At 53.5% G+C, this 18,279-nt stretch carries 15 protein-coding genes and 1 riboswitch; of the genes, 4 read left to right on the top strand and 11 right to left on the bottom strand.

The features are described 5' to 3' along the window. Positions 1 to 10 precede the first annotated feature (10 nt). The 6 genes from WBL83_RS15355 to fbaB all read right to left on the bottom strand — a co-directional run bounded on the left by WBL83_RS15355 (position 11) and on the right by fbaB (position 7,709). The gene (locus tag WBL83_RS15355) at positions 11 to 877 is read right to left on the bottom strand and encodes an ABC transporter ATP-binding protein (RefSeq protein ID WP_424589961.1); all 867 of its coding nucleotides are present in this window, start codon (positions 875 to 877) and stop codon (positions 11 to 13) included. Then, the gene (locus WBL83_RS15350; protein WP_424589960.1) at positions 849 to 1,754 is read right to left on the bottom strand and encodes an ABC transporter permease; all 906 of its coding nucleotides are present in this window, start codon (positions 1,752 to 1,754) and stop codon (positions 849 to 851) included. Before WBL83_RS15350 ends, WBL83_RS15355 begins: the two co-directional genes overlap by 29 nt. Next, entirely contained in the window at positions 1,751 to 2,788 is a 1,038-nt protein-coding gene (locus WBL83_RS15345; protein WP_424589959.1) for an ABC transporter permease, read from the bottom strand. Before WBL83_RS15345 ends, WBL83_RS15350 begins: the two co-directional genes overlap by 4 nt. Further along, positions 2,785 to 4,419 carry an ABC transporter substrate-binding protein gene (locus tag WBL83_RS15340; RefSeq protein ID WP_424589958.1) on the bottom strand — a complete coding sequence of 545 codons (1,635 nt, stop codon included), beginning with the start codon at positions 4,417 to 4,419 and terminating at the stop codon, positions 2,785 to 2,787. Before WBL83_RS15340 ends, WBL83_RS15345 begins: the two co-directional genes overlap by 4 nt. A 197-nt stretch (positions 4,420 to 4,616) precedes the next feature. Then, positions 4,617 to 5,771 (bottom strand): mandelate racemase family protein, encoded by a 1,155-nt coding sequence (locus tag WBL83_RS15335; RefSeq protein WP_424589957.1) that lies wholly within the window; start codon positions 5,769 to 5,771, stop codon positions 4,617 to 4,619. 885 nt (positions 5,772 to 6,656) lie between these two features. Then, entirely contained in the window at positions 6,657 to 7,709 is a 1,053-nt protein-coding gene (gene fbaB / locus WBL83_RS15330; RefSeq protein ID WP_424589956.1) for a class I fructose-bisphosphate aldolase, read from the bottom strand. A 275-nt stretch (positions 7,710 to 7,984) separates the two neighbouring features. Here fbaB and WBL83_RS15325 point away from each other — a divergent pair, with 275 nt between their 5' ends. Genes WBL83_RS15325 through WBL83_RS15315 form a run of 3 tightly spaced genes read left to right on the top strand, consistent with a single transcriptional unit; the run spans position 7,985 to position 11,245 of the window. Next, positions 7,985 to 9,262: a nucleoside permease gene (locus WBL83_RS15325; protein WP_424589955.1), complete on the top strand. Its 1,278-nt coding sequence runs from the start codon at positions 7,985 to 7,987 to the stop codon at positions 9,260 to 9,262. A 2-nt stretch (positions 9,263 to 9,264) separates the two neighbouring features. After that, positions 9,265 to 10,278, top strand: a complete 1,014-nt coding sequence (locus WBL83_RS15320) for an ADP-ribosylglycohydrolase family protein (protein WP_424589954.1) — start codon at positions 9,265 to 9,267, stop codon at positions 10,276 to 10,278. Further along, positions 10,265 to 11,245 carry a PfkB family carbohydrate kinase gene (locus WBL83_RS15315; RefSeq protein WP_424589953.1) on the top strand — a complete coding sequence of 327 codons (981 nt, stop codon included), beginning with the start codon at positions 10,265 to 10,267 and terminating at the stop codon, positions 11,243 to 11,245. The genes WBL83_RS15320 and WBL83_RS15315 overlap by 14 nt, the downstream gene beginning before the upstream one ends. On the opposite strand, the gene WBL83_RS15310 is transcribed toward WBL83_RS15315, so the two are convergent. The 5 genes from WBL83_RS15310 to WBL83_RS15290 form a co-directional block, all read right to left on the bottom strand. Continuing rightward, positions 11,219 to 11,965 carry a GntR family transcriptional regulator gene (locus WBL83_RS15310; RefSeq protein WP_424589952.1) on the bottom strand — a complete coding sequence of 249 codons (747 nt, stop codon included), beginning with the start codon at positions 11,963 to 11,965 and terminating at the stop codon, positions 11,219 to 11,221. The genes WBL83_RS15315 and WBL83_RS15310 overlap by 27 nt on opposite strands. Positions 11,966 to 12,027: 62 nt before the next feature. Further along, positions 12,028 to 12,837 (bottom strand): bifunctional hydroxymethylpyrimidine kinase/phosphomethylpyrimidine kinase, encoded by an 810-nt coding sequence (gene thiD / locus WBL83_RS15305; protein ID WP_424589951.1) that lies wholly within the window; start codon positions 12,835 to 12,837, stop codon positions 12,028 to 12,030. Continuing rightward, on the bottom strand, positions 12,834 to 13,622 hold the full coding sequence (gene thiM / locus WBL83_RS15300) for a hydroxyethylthiazole kinase (RefSeq protein ID WP_424590002.1): 789 nt from the start codon (positions 13,620 to 13,622) through the stop codon (positions 12,834 to 12,836). The genes thiD and thiM overlap by 4 nt, the downstream gene beginning before the upstream one ends. A 34-nt stretch (positions 13,623 to 13,656) precedes the next feature. Continuing rightward, positions 13,657 to 13,753: riboswitch (TPP riboswitch) on the bottom strand. A gap of 551 nt (positions 13,754 to 14,304) precedes the next feature. Then, positions 14,305 to 14,715 (bottom strand): hypothetical protein, encoded by a 411-nt coding sequence (locus WBL83_RS15295; protein ID WP_424589950.1) that lies wholly within the window; start codon positions 14,713 to 14,715, stop codon positions 14,305 to 14,307. 76 nt (positions 14,716 to 14,791) lie between these two features. Further along, positions 14,792 to 15,286 carry a hypothetical protein gene (locus WBL83_RS15290; protein ID WP_424589949.1) on the bottom strand — a complete coding sequence of 165 codons (495 nt, stop codon included), beginning with the start codon at positions 15,284 to 15,286 and terminating at the stop codon, positions 14,792 to 14,794. Between the two features lie 419 nt (positions 15,287 to 15,705). On the opposite strand from WBL83_RS15290, the gene WBL83_RS15285 reads away from it, so the two are divergent. Then, on the top strand, positions 15,706 to 18,129 hold the full coding sequence (locus tag WBL83_RS15285) for a DUF3772 domain-containing protein (protein ID WP_424590001.1): 2,424 nt from the start codon (positions 15,706 to 15,708) through the stop codon (positions 18,127 to 18,129). Positions 18,130 to 18,279 lie beyond the last annotated feature (150 nt).

Here is an 18,279-nt window from a genome sequence, read left to right as displayed (position 1 = left end):
CGTTGCTCCTTTATTCAGTTAGCCAACTGGCCTGTCGTTGCAGCACCGGCAAGTGCGCCCGGCGTTTGTCCATATCCGGCAATGCGCTGATAAGCCCCTGCGTATACGGATGGCGGGCGTTATCCAGATCTTTGGCGGCGATAGATTCCACCACCCGTCCGGCGTACATCACCAACACGCGGTCACAGAAACTGCGCACCAGGTTGATGTCGTGGCTGATGAAAATCAGCCCCAATCCGCGCGACTGGACTAAATCGTCGAGCAGCGCCAGCACTTGCAGACGCACCGACACATCGAGTGCGGAAGTCGGCTCATCGGCAATCACCATTTCCGGATCGGTAATCAGCATCATGGCAATCATAATGCGCTGCCCCTGCCCACCAGAAACCTCGTGTGGATAGAGGTTGTAGACGCGTTCGGGCTGGCGAATCCGCACCACTTCCAGCATCTCCAGCACTTTCTGCTTCGCTTCTTTATGCCCGACGCGATGGTGCGTCAGCCACGCTTCCGCTATCTGATCCCCGACGCACATCACGGGATTTAACGAGTATTTCGGGTCCTGCATAATCATTGAGATACGCTTGCCGCGAACATCACGCATCTGCGCATCGGTGGCATTGAGCAGGTCAACGTCGCCAAACTGCATACAGTCGGCGGTGATCAGTGCTTTTTTAGGATGCAGTTGCAAAAGCGCGCGGCCAACGGTGGACTTGCCGGAACCCGACTCGCCCACGATGGCCAGTTTCTCACGTCCGAGCTGGAAGGAAACACCACGCACCGCATGGGTTTGCTGACGACCATTGACGAAGGTTACATTCAGGTCGCGTACATCAAGCAGATGCGGCGAATTATTCGCTGCGAGGATCGAGGATGTCACGTAAGCCATCTCCCAGGAAGTTGAATGCCAGACTGTTGATTAAAATCGCCAGCCCCGGAATGGTGACTACCCACCAGCACTCCATCATGTAAGTGCGTCCGCTGGAGATCATCGCCCCCCACTCCGGCTCCGGCGGTTGCGCGCCAAGCCCAAGGAAGCCAAGACCTGCGGCGGTCAGGATAATCCCCGCCATATTCATGGTGATACGGATAATCACCGAAGGCATGCACAGCGGCACAATGTGCCGCCACAGCACGCGCACCGGCGATGCGCCCTGTAAACGGACGGCGGAGATAAAATCAGCCTGTCGTAAAGAGAGAGTTTCCGCTCGAGCCAGACGGGCAATCGGTGGCCAGGCGGTGAGCGTAATCGCGATCACCACATGCTCAAGGCCGGGACCGAGTGCTGCCACAAACGCCAGCGCCAGAACCAGGCTTGGGAAGGAGATGAAAATATCGGTGATGCGCATCAGCACCATATCGACTTTGCCACCAAAATATCCGGCCGTGACGCCAAGCAGTAAACCCAGCGGGCCGACGGTGACCGACACCAGCAGCACGATGTAGAGCGTGATGCGCGAGCCATAAACCAGGCGGCTGAAAATATCGCGGCCAAATTCGTCAGTGCCAAACCAGTGCGTGGAGTTGGGTGCCGTCAGCGCACGGTTGAGATCCTGTACCAGCGGCTTATACGGTGCTATCCATGGCGCAAATATCGCCACAATCAGCAACAGGAGGACAATCCCGCCGCCAATGGCCGTCAGCGGGTTACGTGCCATTTTACCGATAAAGCCAACCGCCCGAAGACCGGCGCGTTTTACGCGTAATGAACGCTCATCAGCCGCGGTAAGTTGGGGCGTTCCAAAGGAGACAGTCATGATTTTGTCCTCGGATCAAAGAGTTGGTAAAGCATGTCAGACAGCAGGTTGAGCAGCACAAAAATCACCCCCACCACCAGCACGCATCCCATCACCGCGTTCATATCGCCGAGCAGCAAACTGCCGGTGAGATAAGAACCGAACCCCGGCCAGGAGAACACGGTTTCTATCAGTACCGCCCCTTCCAGCAGCGAGCCATAAGCCAGCGCCACCACGGTCAGCAACTGCACCAGAATGTTTCGGAAGGCGTGATTCCAGATAACCTGGCGCTCAGTCAGCCCTTTTACCCGCGCGGTAATAATGAATTCCTGGGAAAGCTGCGCCAGCATAAAGCTGCGCGTCATACGGCTGATGTAGGCCATCGAGTGAAAGCCCAACAGCGAAGCAGGCAGAATCAGGTGGTTTAAGGCGTTGAAGAACACGGTCGCGTTTCCCGCCAGCAGCGCATCCACCAGCAACAAACCGCTGCGACGTGGCACTAAACCATCGAGCCCCAAATCCACGCGCCCTGCTCCGCCCACCCAACCCAGCCAGGCGTAAAACAGCAGCAGCCCCATCATCCCGACCCAAAATATTGGCGTTGAATAACCGGCCAGGCTGATAATGCGCACCGCGTAATCCACCACGCTGTTACGGCGAGCCGCCGCCCAGACACCCAACGGGATGCCCAAACCTGCGCCGACGATAATCGCCACCGTCGCCAGTTCAAGCGTCGCCGGGAAGACGCGTAAAATGTCGTCCACCACAGGTTTGCCGGTCAGCAATGCATTGCCTAAATCCCCATGCAGCAAGCCGCCGAGGTAGATCCAGAACTGGGTCGCCAGCGATTTATCAAAACCCAGCTGGTGATAAACCTGCTGATAGGTGCTTTGGTCCGCATCCGGGCCGACAATCGCCAGCACCGGATCGATAGGCATCACGCGGCCAATAAAGAAGGTCAGCAACAGCAGCCCAAACAAGGTGACGAGCACCTGGCTTAAGCGTTTAGAAAAACGCCGGGCGCGACTGCCCGGTGCCAGCAGAATCATGCTCATCCTTTATTCTCCCCATTTTCAGCGCCTGAGGTTTTGTAGACATCACGCAGGAAAGTGGTCGCAGACGGGTGCGGCTGGTAGTTCTGCACTTCTTTACGCACCACCACCGAATCCACCATTTGCGAAAGCGGTAATAACGCCGGGATCAGGTGGTCGTAACGCGTCTGAATCGCCTGATATTCCTCAAGTTGTTTTGCAGGATCGCGTTCTACCAGCGCCTGATCGATTTGCTGATTCAGGGTTTTGTCGTAGAAACTGGTGCGCCAGCCCTGGAAGTTGGTCAGACGTGCCGCGTCGCTGTTGTCCGGGTTGTAGACCAGCGAGCGCAGGCTTGAATGTGGATGCGGTTCCACGCCGCTGCCCCCGCGCCCGACCAGCATGTCGAACTTACGTTCGCGCATCGCACCATAAATCTGGTTGCCCGTTCCGGTGACGATTTTGGCGTTGATCCCCGCCTGCATCAGCGTGGACTGCACGGCGATGGCGATATTGAGGAATGGCTGATCGGCCAGCACGCGCAACGTGGTATCAAAACCGTCAGGATATCCGGCTTCAGCCAGCAGTTTTTTGGCGCGTTCGACATCCAGCGAGTAGCCCGGGTTTGGCAGCGTCGCAGGCATGCCAGACTGAATCGGACGCTGATGTAGCACGCCGTAGCCCGGCATTAGCGCTTTGTTGATGCCCTGATAATCAATCAGATAACGCACTGCTTCACGCACTTTGGGGTTGGCGAAATGCGGCTCTTTCATGCTCATGGCAACATAGTAAATGGTGCCTTTTTTCACGGCGTCGACTGTCATATCGGGGTCTTTACGCAGTGCGTTGACGTCTGATACCGCCATGTTGCTGGCAATATCCAGGTCACCTTTAGCAATCATCAGGCGTAAGGTTTGTGATTCCTGGAAGTGACGGAATACCACGCGGGACAGTTTCGGTTCACCGCGCCAGTAATCAGGATTACGCTTCATGCGCAGCACATCTTTTGCCTGCCACACTTCGAGGCTAAATGGCCCTGAACCTGCTTCGTTTGTCGTCAGCCAGCGGTTGCCCCAGTCATCGTTTTGTACATGCTGCTCGACAGTTTTGCTGTCCAGCACCACTACGCTCCCCAAAGCGGCAAGAGAGTAGATAACCAGCTGCGGGTCGTTGGCTTTCGGCAACGTGATTTCCACCGTAGAGGCATCCAGCGCCTTCACATGTTCATCGACATTCTTTTTGCTAAAACCGTAGGATTTCCAGACGGATGCCTGCGCCAGATTGAGGTGCAGGATGCGGCGCATCGACCATACGACGTCATCGGCGGTCAGCGGATTACCCGAATGGAATTTCACCCCATCGCGCAGGTGAAAAGTGAGGCGATTGCCGTCTTGTGAAATATCCCAGGATGTTGCCAGCGCCGGGCGCACATGCGTGAGTTTCGCCGGGTCCAGTTCCACCAGCGAGTCATAGAGATTCACCACCAGACCCACCACTTCGTTGCCGGTCATAGCCGCGGGATCAAGGGTGAGTAAGTTATTCATATTCATGCCGATAATCAGCTGGTCAGGGGGCGTTTTCGCCACTGCCGAGCCGCTGCCGAACATGAACAGGAGCGTGAGCAGCCACGCCCCCAGTCGGGAGCTTCGATTCATGATATTTACCGTTTTTGTAGGGTAGAGTTTGCCCAGGCGCTATCAGCCTGGGCTTATTATTTTCTTGTTTCCTTGCAACCCTAAATCATTGGTGTTGTATCAAGGCGGCAAGTTTGTGAATCCCGATGAGCTTACATAAGTCAGTGATTCGGGTGACCAAACACAGCCAACGCAGATACAGCGCCAGGGATGACGGGTTAATCTTTGCTAACGGTATGCGTTTCTATATATGAGAAGTTGATATCCTCCCCAAGGCCCGGGCGCTGTGGCAGATGCACAAAACCGTCGGCATCCATCGGGTCGACAATGCTGTTCAGGTAAGCGGCAGGTTCATCGTAATCGAGGAAAGGATGCAGTAAACCGCGCTCGTACCAACGGCAGTTACGGATGGCCCCAACTACCGCGAGGCTCGCCGCACCGTTGCCGTGAACTTCGCAATCCATACCGAAGGACTCCGCAAGCGCGGCCACTTTCATGGTTGGCGCAATCCCGCCGACGCCATTTGCCCCGGCACGCAGGATGTCGCACGCGCCCGCTTTTACCCAGTCAGCACGGCTATGGTGCTTGCCGCCAAGACTTTCAGGGCCGACAACATCAATGGATAAATTCTCTGAAAGCCAGACGTAGGACGCCATGCTCTCTTCTTCCATCGGTTCTTCAAACCAGGCAAAGTTGAGTTTTTCCAGCTGCTTACCGATGTATAACGCCTGGCTGCGGCTGTACCAGTGGTAGCCATCCAGCATTAAATCGATGTCCGGCCCCACCGCTTCACGCACGGCGGCACACGCTTTAACGTCCATTTTTGGGTCTGGCGCAAAGGCGACCGGAGGCATCCAGGTGTGGAGTTTTATCGCTTTATAGCCGCGAGCCACCAGCTTTTCAGCGAACTGGCCGAACTCATCCGGCGTGGATAAACCGCCTTCCAGTTCGTCCCCGCACATGGTGCTGCCATAGGCCGGGACTTTGTCGCGGAAACCACCGAGTAATTTGTAGACCGGCACTTTCAGTTTGCGGCCAATCAAGTCCCATAGCGCCTGCTCAACAAATGAGAGCGCGCGTTCAGTCAGTTGATGGGCGCTGCCGCGCTGCCAGTGCACCAGATCTTGCCAGATACGTTCGCGGTTAAAGGGGTCTTGCCCAACCAGTACTTTGCGAAAGAATGCATTCACCACATAAGGGCGCACCACTTCTGGCGGCGCGAAAGAGTAGCCGCAATCTCCTTCATCGGTGGTGATCGTCAGCATCGCCATTTTTGCGAGACTCTCAGGGCCGGGATGAGAATGACCGGCGCTGTCAGAGACACGGCGGGTTGGATAAGTAAAAACGGTTACATTTACGGATTCTATTTTCACGGCTGTTAGTGTCCTTTTGTGATTTTAAAACAGCGTTTCACCATCTACTGTATGCGTAAAAAAGCACCTTCGCCTCGTTCAAAGGTGCCTAAATAGGGGTGATTTTTTGGACATCTGCACAGGGGAAAGTGATGTTTTTCACAAAGTGTTATGGAATTGTGACGGAGATAACGGGGGAGTACGTTCGCCTGAACGTTTGAGGATATGGGGGGATGTCTATGGCGGAGCGGTGATTTTCCGTTCATATGGTGTGTGGTTCCTATGACGAAACGGTGATTTTCCGTTCACCTGAACGTTATTCGATCCCTCATATATCGGTGAACGGTGAACGTGCCAAGGAGAGAACGCCCTCTCCTTGGCAATCCTGGCGCCCGGCAAGTCAATCGCCGCTTCGCGGTAAACACCGTTTTTTACCCAACATTCGCGGTCGTTCGCGATTCGCTCCCGGCGATCGCTCTCTCACGTGGTTCCCGACCACGTGACCACGACTGAAGGGTAAAAACCGGCGCGATTGAAGCCGGGAACAAGGTCAAGGTCAAGGTCAAGGTCAAGATCAAGATCAAAACCTAAATTCTAAAGCCTTGCTGGTTTAGATTTTGACTTTAGTCCCGGTATAAATTGCCCCAGTGTTCCCCATAAGTCAGGGTTGAGCTGCCGGGAGCAGCGAAAGAGAGCGATCGCCGGGAGCGAATCGCGAGCGACCCTGAACGTTGGGGATAAGCTGGGGTTCACCGCGCAGCGGCAATTTAATCACCGGGCGCCGGGGTTGCCAGGGGGCTGGCGTGAGCCACCTGGCACGTTCACCGTTCATTGATATCTATGGGATCGAATAACGTTCGGGTGAACGGAAAATCACCGATCCCCGGCAAGCGGTCAAGCCGGCAATCACGCAATACTCACCTTGCTATCCAGATACACATCCTGAACCGCATTAATCAACTTCACGCCCTCGGACATCGATTTCTTGAACGCTTTGCGCCCCAGAATCAGCCCCATCCCACCGGCACGTTTGTTAATTACCGCCGTACGGACCGCGTCAGTCAGGTCAGTTTCACCGCCCGCTGCACCGCCGGAGTTTATCAGCCCGGCGCGACCCATATAGCAGTTTGCCAACTGATAACGCACCAAATCTATCGGGTTCTCGCTGGTCAGTTTGGTGTACACACGGTCGTCGGTATAACCGAAGTTAACCGCCTTGTAGCCCCCGTTATTTTCCGCCATTTTCTGTTTCACGATATCCGCGCCGATCGTGGCCGCCAGATGGTTCGCCTGGCCGGTGAGGTCAGCACTGACGTGGTAATCCACAGCGTCTTTTTTGAAATCCGGGTTACGCAGATACGCCCAGAGAACCGTCACTAACCCCAGTTCGTGCGCACGCTCAAACGCCACAGAGATCTCTTCAATCTGGCGACGTGACTCTGGTGAACCAAAGTAAATGGTCGCGCCCACCGCCACCGCACCCATATTGAATGCCTGCTCAACGCTTGCGTACAACGTCTGGTCGAAGGTATTCGGATAACTTAAGGTTTCGTTGTGGTTCAGTTTGACGAGGAATGGAATGCGGTGCGCGTAGCGGCGCGAAACTGAAGCCAGCACGCCGTAGGTCGACGCCACACAGTTACACCCCGCTTCAATCGCCAGTTCAACAATATTCTTCGGATCAAAATAGAGCGGGTTTGCCGCGAACGATGCCCCGGCGGAGTGCTCAACGCCCTGGTCGACCGGTAAAATTGAGAGGTAGCCAGTACCTGCCAGTCGACCGGTGTTATAGAGCGTCTGCATATTACGTAACACCGCTGGTGGGCGGTTGTTATCCACCATTACGCGGTCTACGTAATCCGAGCCTGGCAGATACAGCTGGTCTGCCGGAATAGTCATACAACGATGCTGTAACAAGCTGTCGGCATCTTTGCCAAGCAACTGAGCAATATCAGTCATAATTCGCTCCCGTTATTTCAGCGAGCCCCCTGCCCACTGAGAATGGATTGTCCTGGCCTGCTCTAGTCGATAAAAACAGGCAGTCCTAAGCCTGGTCGTGACTGGTCTGCTTCGCCACCCGGTGAGCACTTTTGGTTGCTTTTAAGGTGTAACCTTTTGCCACCATCGGCGCTATTTTTGCTACAGCGGTCAAAGAATCAACGCAAAGGTATTTAAAAGGTATTATTGATTGGTATGGTTATGGTGTACCCAACACAATCATGAAGGTTCTAAGTATGAAACGTACAACAATGAGTCTTTCATTCATGATGTTTATTGAATGGTTTATCTGGGGCGCCTGGTTCGTTCCTCTGTGGCTGTTCCTGAGTAAAAGTGGCTTTAGCCCGACAGAAATCGGCTGGTCTTACGCCTGTACTGCCATCGCCGCTATTTTGTCGCCGATTCTGGTCGGCTCGCTGACTGACCGCTTCTTTGCCGCGCAAAAAGTGCTGGCGCTATTGATGTTTGTCGGCGCGGTGCTGATGTATCTGGCCGCGCAGCAAACGGAGTTTGTCTACTTCTTCCCGCTTCTGCTGGCCTATTCCCTGACTTATATGCCGACCATTGCGCTGACCAATAGCATCGCGTTCTCCAATGTTGATGACGTCGAGCGCGACTTCCCGCGTATCCGGGTCATGGGGACGATAGGATGGATTGCTTCAGGTCTGGTGTGCGGTTTCCTGCCGCAAATGCTGGGCTTTAGTGATATTTCTGCGACCAACGTTCCATTGCTTATCACCGCTGGCAGCTCCGCACTGCTGGGTGTGTTTGCTCTGACACTGCCCAATACACCGCCAAAAAGTACCGGCAAAATGAGCCTGAAAGTGATGCTCGGTCTCGACGCTATCGTGCTGCTCAGAGACAAAAACTTCCTGGTGTTTTTCTTCTGCTCATTCCTGTTTGCCATGCCGCTGGCGTTTTATTACATCTTTGCCAACGGCTATCTGACCGAAGTGGGTATGCATAACGCCACTGGATGGATGACGCTGGGTCAGTTTTCCGAAATCTTCTTTATGCTGGCGCTTCCTTTCTTTATTAAGCGTTTTGGCATTAAAAAGGTATTACTGCTTGGTCTTATTACCGCAGCGATCCGTTACGGTTTCTTCATCTACGGGGGTGCCGACCACATCTTTACTTACGGCTTGCTGTTCCTCGGCATTTTGCTGCATGGCGTGAGTTACGACTTTTACTATGTCACCGCCTATATCTACGTGGATAAGAAAACACCGGTCCATATGCGTACTGCGGCGCAAGGGCTTATCACGCTGTGTTGTCAGGGTTTCGGTAGTTTGCTCGGTTATCGCATTGGTGCGCAGCTGATGGAAAAAATGTTCGCTTACCCTGCGCCGGTAACCGGTCAGACATTCAACTGGGCTGGAATGTGGGGCTTCGGCGCCATCATGATCGCGGTGATTACCGTGCTGTTCCTGGTGTTTTTCCGCGAGTCGGACAAAGAGATCACAACGATTGCCGTTGCTGGCAATCAATCTGAAAAAGAATTTAAGGAAGCATAAAAATGGAAAATCGAATTCTTGGAGCCTTTTACGGCCAGGCGTTAGGTGATGCGATGGGAATGCCATCGGAGTTGTGGCCACGCTCACGAGTGAAAGCGCACTTCGGTTGGATTGACCGCTTCCTGCCAGGCCCTGCGGAGAATAATGCCGCCTGCTATTTTGACCGTGCGCAGTTCACCGACGACACCTCAATGGCGCTGGCGCTGGCGGATGCGATTATCGAGCACGACGGCGCGATTAATGCTGACACTATTGGCCGCCACATTTTAACCTGGGCTGAAGGCTTTGATGCGTTCAACAAAAACGTTCTCGGCCCGACATCAAAAATTGCCCTCAATGCCATTAAACAAGGCACGCCGGTGAGCGAACTTGAGAACAACGGCGTAACCAACGGTGCAGCAATGCGAGCTTCCCCACTCGGCTGCCTGCTGCCGACGGGTAATCTTGACGCGTTTATTGATGAAGTCGCACTCGCTTCCAGCCCGACGCACAAATCTGATCTCGCCCTGGCCGGAGCCGTAGTGATTGCCTGGGCGATTTCTAAAGCCATCGAAGGGGCAAACTGGGAAACCATCTGCGACGCACTGCCCTCGGTTGCTCGCCATGCCCAGGAAAAACGCGTCACGACCTTTAATGCCTCTCTGGGCGCACGTATCGAACTGGCGCTGAACGTGGCCAGAAACGCGCACGGAATGGAGTCCGGCATGGAGCAGATTTATCAACTGGTCGGTACCGGCACCAGCACCATTGAGTCCGTGGCAGCGGCGATTGCGATGGTGGAACTTGCGCAAACTAACCCCAATCGCTGCGCGATTTTATGCGCCAACCTCGGTGGAGATACCGATACCATCGGCGCAATGGCGACGGCAATTTGCGGCGCACTCCACGGTGTGGAAAGTATTGATAGCGTGCTAAAACAACAGCTTGATGAGGTAAATCAACTCGACTTTACGCGTTACAGCCGCCTGTTTATGGCGTATCGCCAGCAGCGGGAGGCGCACGATGAAAGCCTGTGAGTTACATTCCCGCTTGCCGTCACTGGTGGCCCAACGCCCGGTTTGTGTGCTGGGCTCGGCGGTGATTGATGTCATCGCCGATGCTTATTCCCTGCCATGGCGCGGGTGCGATATCGAACTGCAACAGCAAAGCGTGAATATCGGTGGCTGCGCACTGAATATCGCGCTGACCCTTTCACGCCTCGGTATCGCCTCGAAAAATGCGCTGCCGATTGGCCAGGGAACCTGGGCGGATATCATTCGTGCAAGCCTTGATAAACAAGGCATTCATAGCGAAATCCACACTGACTGCGGCGATAACGGCTGGTGTCTGGCGTTGGTTGAGCCGGATGGTGAACGAACGTTTATGTCGTTCCGTGGCGTCGAGCATCAGTGGAATCAACAGTGGCTGGACAAACTACAGCTCGCATCTGGCACCCTGCTTTCGCTTTCGGGTTATCAACTGGCTGGCCCGTGCGCGGAGATGTTAGTGAGCTGGCTCGAATCGCTTACTGATGTCACCGCATTTATCGACTTCGGCCCTCGCATTGCCGATATTCCTGCCCCACTGTTGGCACGAATTATGGCCTGTAAACCGATTGTCTCGCTTAACCGCCAGGAAGCCGCCATTGCCGCCGAATGGTTGAAGGTGGCAGGCGACGACATTGAAGGTGTTTGTCGTACCTGGCTTGAACGTTATGACGCCCCGCTGATTGTGCGGCTCGATAAACAAGGCGCGTGGTATGGCTCACATGCGGCCATTGGGCTTGCTGAACCGTTCCCGGCAATCGTCGTCGATACCATCGGTGCGGGGGATAGCCATGCGGGCGGCACTCTTGCAGGTCTGGCTGCGGGATGGAGCCTGGCAGATGCGGTCTGTCTGGGAAATGCGGTGGCGTCTTATGTTGTGAGTCATCGTGGCGGCGACTGTGCGCCGCACTTGCAACAACTCAGTAAAACGCTACTCCTCACAAATAAAAACGTATAGATCGCTGCGGCAGTAGCTGATGCTGTATTCGATAGGCCGGTTTTGCGGATCAAAGGCGACTTGTTTAATAACCAGAACCGGCACTGGCGTTTCCAGTTTGATGTGCGACTGGAATTCGCTATCCGGCATTCTGGCACTCACACGGCTGCGGGTACGCTGTGGAATAATGTTCTGGCTGCGGAAATAGTCATACAATGAAACCCCGATGTCATCCGCATCGGCGATCAACTCCGCAGGAACGTACGACTCCTCTACAGATACCGCATCTTCATCAACGTAACGAATACGTTTGAGCAAGAACACATCGCTTTCCGCCGCCACATCCAGTTGTTCTGCCACTTCCGGCGAGCACTTCACCACCCGTTTATTGACCCACAGTGTGTTCGGTTTTTTACCGCGCAAAACCACCTGTTGAGAAAAACCGCGCGCCTCTTTGAGCGAATACTCAAAGGTGGTGTTAATCTGCGTCCCGTAACCCCGCGAACGTGTCACCACCCCATCATCTTCCAGCGTCTGCATCGCTTTGCGTACCGTGATGCGCGAAACACCGGTCAACTGGCTGAGATCACGCTCCCCCGGCAGAATATTGCCCTGCGGCAAAATACCGCTGCGCACAGCCGACTTCACCGTTTCGGCGAATTTCAAATACAACGGCATGTTATCGGCCTGCGAAAACCGCTGGATAAGCTGTTCAATAAGCTGAGTGTGAACCTGTTCCATTCGCGTAAGTGTCCGGAAGATTGGGTGAAAATGCAGTATAACCCAATGGTCTTTTAATGGTATTACCACCATTCGTGAAAATGATGTACCGGCCCGATCCCCGTCCCCACTTCCAGCGAATCCGCCTGTTCTAAAGCCTGCGATAACCAGCTTTTTGCCGCACTGATGGTTTGCGGCCAGTTGTTAAAGCGCGGATAAAGTGCGGCGAGTGCCGCAGATAATGTGCAGCCTGTTCCGTGAGTGTGACGGGTTTGCACACGCGGTGCGGTAAAACGCTGCGAGCCTTCGCGGGTAAATAACCAGTCAGGGCTTTCAGCATCATCAAGATGACCGCCTTTCATCAGCACCGCCTGGCAGCCCATGCCTAATAACGCATCGCCCTGCTGTTTCATTTCATGTTCATTGCGCGCATGAGGCACATCCAGCAGAGCGGCGGCTTCCGGCAGGTTCGGCGTAATCAGTGCCACTTGCGGTAAAAGCTTACGTCGCAGGCTGTCAACCGCCGAGGGTGCAAGCAAGGGATCGCCACTTTTCGCCAGCATCACCGTGTCGAGCACCACATTTTGCACGTGATAAAACGCCAGCCGCTCCGCCACTGCTTCAACAATATCTGTTTCAGCCAACATGCCGATTTTGATGGTATCAATGCGCACATCACTTAGTACTGAATCCAGTTGAGCCGCCACAAACTCGGGCTCGATGCGATAAACCGACTGCACGCCGCGAGTGTTTTGCGCCACCAGCGCGGTGATCACGCTGGTGCCATACGCCCCCAATGCGGAGAAAGTTTTCAGGTCCGCCTGGATACCCGCGCCACCGCTCGGGTCGGTCCCGGCAATGGTCAGGGCATTAATACGTTTTAAGCCTTTCATGCCAGCGCCTCCGCATTCAGCCCGTAAAGCGCGTCGAGAAATGCCGGGATAAAACTCCCGGGACCACGGCTTTCGGATATGGCCTGCTGACCGGCAAGCTTCATAAACTGGCAGGCCGCAGCAACGTTATCCAGCGGCGAACCAGGCAATGAACAACAGGCGGCAACCACAGCGGATAGTGCACAACCGGTACCGACCACCCGCGTCATCAAAACGCCACCGCCCGCCACGCTCCAGCTATTTTCTCCGTCGGTGATGTAGTCGCGCTCACCGGTTACCGCGACTATCGCGCCAGTGCGTTGCGCCAGCATCTGCGCCGCAGGGAGTGCGCAAAGCGCATCGTCGGTGCTATCCACGCCGCGCCCACCGGAATGGCCGCCCGCCAGCGCCAGGATTTCCGACGCATTCCCGCGAATGGCCGCCGGTTTTAGGGCCAGCACCTGGCTTGCGAATTGAGTACGGAACGCCAGGCCGCCGACAGCAACCGGATCCAGCACCCAGGGAGTGGAAGATTCATTTGCCGCATCAATGGCCGCAAGCATGGCGTGACTGCGCTCGCGGGTCAGTGTGCCGATATTGATCAGCAGCGCATGGGCTACAGGGCTGAATTGCGCGGCTTCTTGCGCTTCAATCACCATGGCCGGAGCCGCACCGATGGCAAGCAAAACATTGGCGGTAAAACTCTGCACCACATCGTTAGTCATGCAGTGAACAAGAGGGGAAGTGCGGCGAATTTGCCGTAAAATCGACGCGGCGGTATGGCCGGGTAGCAGGTCAGGTTGCATCATAAAGCTCCTGTCCGGCGTGAAGAAGGGATACCGGACAGGCATCTGACTTCCCTACGCTGGCATTATCCAGATCAGGTGGTACGGGTTTTTCTCAGCCTTCACAAAGAAGGGCACCCCGAGTCATTTAATTCAAAATCAAAAACTTGCGATTAACAATGCGTTAATCGCTGTTCAGCGATAATGCCAGCGGGAAGTCAAAGACACAACCCCATAAAAACACAATGTGTCCCAGCTTTCGGCATAGGGTACAAACATTCAGCAGTCCCGTGTCATCATGAGACTTCACCCTGGCGACAGCAGCGGCGCGTTATCTAAACCAGGGATCGCTTGCAATATCATTTCAGAACTTGCCCATGATAAATATGGGGGTCGGGCTGCTTAATGTGTCAGAGGTAATATTATTAAAAAAGTCACCTCCGAGTTTTGGAGAGGAAATGGAATTATGGAGAACGGCAATCAATATTTGTATGTAACCGCGCAAGGATTATAAGCCCCAAGATCTGACTAAAATAATATCCGTTCTCTCGTTGACGCATATTTAGGCCGTGGGTTTACGAATCAACGGGGGATAATTCTGTCAATATTTATTGGAAGTCGGAGATTTTCCAAATAGAAAAAGAGGTATTTAAAATAGAAATGAACAGTTAGTAAAAAGGGGCCAGTAACGGGTCCCCCCTTTTCAATGACCTCTGTTGTGAATTTCAACAAGTTTTTCAGCTACAGCCATTTGTTGCTCCGAAAATGACGCACCTCGCGCTTCCATAGCCCCCGCATATCGCATTAGGTTTTTCTGTAACTCCTCATGCAACATAAGCTGGGAAGACATAATGATCGGTACGCCTTCTCGCTCGGCTAACTTCTCGACTCCATAGATAAATTCAGAAATCTTGTCTCGATTGCCCATCCATGAAGGAAGCCGTCCTCCCCCTGAGGTAACGTCTCTTGATGACCGGAGCTTATCAGCGTGATGCATTCTTGTTTTGGCCTTCATGTATCCTTGAAAAACGAGGAAAGCAATATATGCAACGATTGACAAGCCTGCTGTAGGCCAGGCAAGAACTAAAGCCGCAATAAAAAGAATAGCCGCCATGTAGATTACCCCGGTGACGAAAGAATATTAAAAATAAGAATGAAACGGGGGCCAGTGGAATCCCCTACTTCTTTAATTATCTACAAATAAGACTCTGACCTACATACGTACAGGACGTGCCGTCTGACCCGATTACATTGTTCCCCACCCGATTATAAATCGTGGATCCCGATGAACCATACGACTGAACCTGCGGGGCGGTGTAGGACTGGCTCTGCTGTAGTATCTGCTGCCCTGAATTCTGGAATGATTGTCCGGTTTGCTGTAGCTGCTGATTTAATTGTGCCATCTGCATCTGCTGATTCATTTGCTGCATCTGGTACATCTGAATGTCACCTTGTGTCATCGCATCTCGGTAGCCAGTTTCAACATAATCATCATCCATGCACATGATTCTTGCGTAATCAATTTGCCTGAAATGTTTACAGGAATCATCCCCAGCCATGTAATAGTTACCGTTGAAATAGTTAGGTGCCGCCGTTCTTGCACATCCCGATAAAAAACAGACAGCAAGACAAAGCACGCATTTTTTTAACATGGACAACCTCAAAATAAGAACATTCTTAGACAAGGTAATAATCCAGACTATGTAAGAAAAAGTAAATAAGAACCGATCTATGAATATTAGTAGGGTCGAATGCCTGATTTACGAGAATACCAGCCAATAAACGCTTTGATGGGTGCATCCATCGATCAACATGCAGCAGAGCTAACTCGGTGCTCCCCACACGGCATCGAGATCAAGGTATTGACCGGGTATCAGTTGCGCCAACTTTTGGCATGGCTTGAGGTGTTGAGATAAGGCGTAAGAAAAAAGCGCTGTAAACCGCTGGTGTTTCTGAGCGGCGATAAATTTGAGTGGCGTTACACGAACAACGCAACATAAACAGACTAACCCTGGTTGGATTCCGGAGAATTACGGGTATCCTTAGCCGGTTGTCCTCAATTTCATTTTTTTCGAAATACCGGAATTATTTCTCTATGCGTATGATGCGTAACCCTTTAAGAGTGCCGCTGCTGTTGATGGCATTGTTGTCTTGCTTGTTGATGACCCCTTTCCTGTCTCAGGCAGATGAAGCCACCGGGCAATCTGCTACAGAAACGCCTGTTAAGGTTAACGCCAGCACTGCTCTGCCGGCTCTGCAAAAGCAGCTGGATTCTCTTAAACAGCGAGTCTCTGCTGCAAAAGCGGATAAACAGTTCACCGCCCTTAATGACGACGCGCAAAAGCTGGCTGCCGAAGCGGATAAGCTCGCCGTGGCGCTGGCTCCGCAGCTTGCGCAGGTTCAGGGGCAACTGGATGTGCTTGGGCCTGCACCGGCACCGGGTACGCTGACGGAAACACCGCAGGTTGTCAGTCAGCGCAAGCAATTGAACAACAGCAAAACCTTGCTCACGACGCAAATCGAGCAATCGAAAGCCATTGCCGTGGGCGCACAAAACCTCTCATCACAAATTTCCGGGCTGCGTCGTGACGCGCTGAAAACACAAATCGCACTTAACACCGGCAGTATTCTGGGCGCGGATTTTTGGTCGCCGGTATTTGATCCAAGCGATAAAGATGCGGTGCGTTTTGATGAATTCGGAACACAAGTTAGCGATGCCTGGCACCAGGCATGGAGCGACGACTGGCGCGTAGGAAGCGCCATTTATCTGCTGCTGGCGTTAGGGATTGGGCTTTTTGGCCGTCGCGCACTGGACAAACCATTGAACTGGGTGTTGCCACGCTGGTTGCCGCAAGGGCGTTTTCGTCGCAGTTTCCTCGCCTGCTTTACCACGTTAAGCACCACGCTGACGCTGGGTATCAGCATGCAGTTGTTGTGTTACACCTTTACCCGACTGCCTGACACCTCGCAGTGGGTGATGGAGTTTGCTGAACAGTTAGTGGAGTTGACCTATTTCTCAGCGGTGATAGCCGGTATGGGTATCGCGTTACTATCGAATAGCCATCCGTCCTGGCGCCTGCCGGGTATTGCCGATCCACTGGCGAAAACGCTGTCTTCGTTCCCGATTTTGTTAGCAACCTTCATCTTTATCTTTGGCATCATCGAACAGCTGAATGCGCTGGTCGGTGCGAGTATTGCCGCTACGCTTTTCGGCAACGGTCTGGCGGCTTTGCTGGTCGCGCTCAACTGCCTGATAGCGCCAATTCGGGTGAACAGGATCCGTCGTAAAATGAGTGCCGAGGGCGAGCAAACCGAGGCTCGCTCAACAGTTGCTGGTCTAATTCATCTGGTTATCAGCCTTACGGCATTCGTTATCCTGCTGGCTTTGCTGATTGGTTACATTCCGCTGGCGCGCTTCGTCACTTTCGAATTGCTGTGGATTGGCCTGGTGGTTTGCAGCCTGTATCTGCTGATTCATTTCGTGGTGGATTTGTGTGAAGCGGTCTTCTCCCCTTCCACTCAGACCGGGAAAATCCTCAAGAGCACGCTGAGCCTCAATGACCGCCATCTTTCCCTTGCCGCGACATTGTTCTCCGCTTTAGGGAAAACCAGCCTGTTGATTATGGCAGCCGTTGCGCTGCTGAATGGTACCTTCGGCACCACAACGCCGATGGAATTGCTGATCAAAATCGCCGAGATGTGGGGCGGAAAAGGCCTCGAGGGGATGAATATTATCCCTGCTCACGCGGTTAATGCGGTGCTGTGTCTGGTTGTCGGCTGGTATGTATTGCGTTCCACACGCCGTTGGCTGGACAACGATTTCCTGCCAAAAACCAATATGGACCGCGGCCTGCGCGCCTCACTGGTAACGCTATTTACCAACGTCGGCTATGTACTGATTATCATGCTGACATTGTCGATGCTCGGCATTGAATGGAACAAACTGGCGTGGATCGTCAGCGCCTTGTCGGTGGGCATCGGTTTTGGTCTACAGGAGATTGTGAAGAACTTTATCTCCGGGCTGATTCTGTTAACCGAGCGCCCGGTGAAAGTGGGCGATTTGGTGAGTATCAGTGGTGTTGAAGGTGATATTCGCCGCATTAATGTGCGCGCAACGGAAATCCAGTTAGGCGACAAATCTACGGTCATTGTGCCCAATTCACAGCTTATCTCGCAGAACGTACGTAACGCCACGATGGGCAATGCACAAGGTGTGGCGACCATCGCCCTGACTTTCCCGCTCGATATCGACCCTGAGCAAGTGCGCAATTTGCTGCTCGACGCCTATAACTTGCATGAATCTATTCTGGAAAACCCGCCACCGTCCGTCAGCTTTAAAGAGCTGGGGCCAACCGGGATTGTGCTGAGTGTGACCGGCTACGTAAACAGCCCGCGCATGGTCAGTTCGACCCGCAGTGATCTGCTCTATGAGATCCTTAAAATGCTGCGTGCGGCGGAAATAAGCCTCAGCCAGACACAAACAATGGTGCTGGAACAACCTGCGGCGAAGGTTGTTAGCGAAACATAATCGACAAAGCCACTGGTGCGCCTCGTGCCAGTGGCCCTTCAAATGAAGGTTTCAAACCCCGCCCGGCTACCAATCATTCTTTTTAAGAATACTTACCGAAAACACATTCATCAATTTGATTTATATCAACAACGGCGAACCCTCGCGGCA

This window comes from Buttiauxella sp., from assembly GCF_049686335.1.
Lineage (GTDB): Bacteria > Pseudomonadota > Gammaproteobacteria > Enterobacterales > Enterobacteriaceae > Buttiauxella.
Note: the sequence above shows the minus strand (reverse complement) of the source record. Positions and strands in the feature narration are given on the sequence as shown.

Excerpts from the sequence above, each read along its gene's own strand:
- WBL83_RS15350 (WP_424589960.1), bottom strand. The coding sequence starts at position 1,754 with ATGACTGTCTCCTTTGGAACGCCCCAACTTACCGCGGCTGATGAGCGT.
- WBL83_RS15345 (WP_424589959.1), bottom strand. The coding sequence starts at position 2,788 with ATGAGCATGATTCTGCTGGCACCGGGCAGTCGCGCCCGGCGTTTTTCT.
- WBL83_RS15340 (WP_424589958.1), bottom strand. The coding sequence starts at position 4,419 with ATGAATCGAAGCTCCCGACTGGGGGCGTGGCTGCTCACGCTCCTGTTC.
- fbaB (WP_424589956.1), bottom strand. The coding sequence starts at position 7,709 with ATGACTGATATTGCTCAGTTGCTTGGCAAAGATGCCGACAGCTTGTTA.
- WBL83_RS15325 (WP_424589955.1), top strand. The coding sequence starts at position 7,985 with ATGAAACGTACAACAATGAGTCTTTCATTCATGATGTTTATTGAATGG.
- WBL83_RS15320 (WP_424589954.1), top strand. The coding sequence starts at position 9,265 with ATGGAAAATCGAATTCTTGGAGCCTTTTACGGCCAGGCGTTAGGTGAT.
- WBL83_RS15315 (WP_424589953.1), top strand. The coding sequence starts at position 10,265 with ATGAAAGCCTGTGAGTTACATTCCCGCTTGCCGTCACTGGTGGCCCAA.
- WBL83_RS15310 (WP_424589952.1), bottom strand. The coding sequence starts at position 11,965 with ATGGAACAGGTTCACACTCAGCTTATTGAACAGCTTATCCAGCGGTTT.
- thiD (WP_424589951.1), bottom strand. The coding sequence starts at position 12,837 with ATGAAAGGCTTAAAACGTATTAATGCCCTGACCATTGCCGGGACCGAC.
- thiM (WP_424590002.1), bottom strand. The coding sequence starts at position 13,622 with ATGCAACCTGACCTGCTACCCGGCCATACCGCCGCGTCGATTTTACGG.
- WBL83_RS15295 (WP_424589950.1), bottom strand. The coding sequence starts at position 14,715 with ATGGCGGCTATTCTTTTTATTGCGGCTTTAGTTCTTGCCTGGCCTACA.
- WBL83_RS15285 (WP_424590001.1), top strand. The coding sequence starts at position 15,706 with ATGCGTAACCCTTTAAGAGTGCCGCTGCTGTTGATGGCATTGTTGTCT.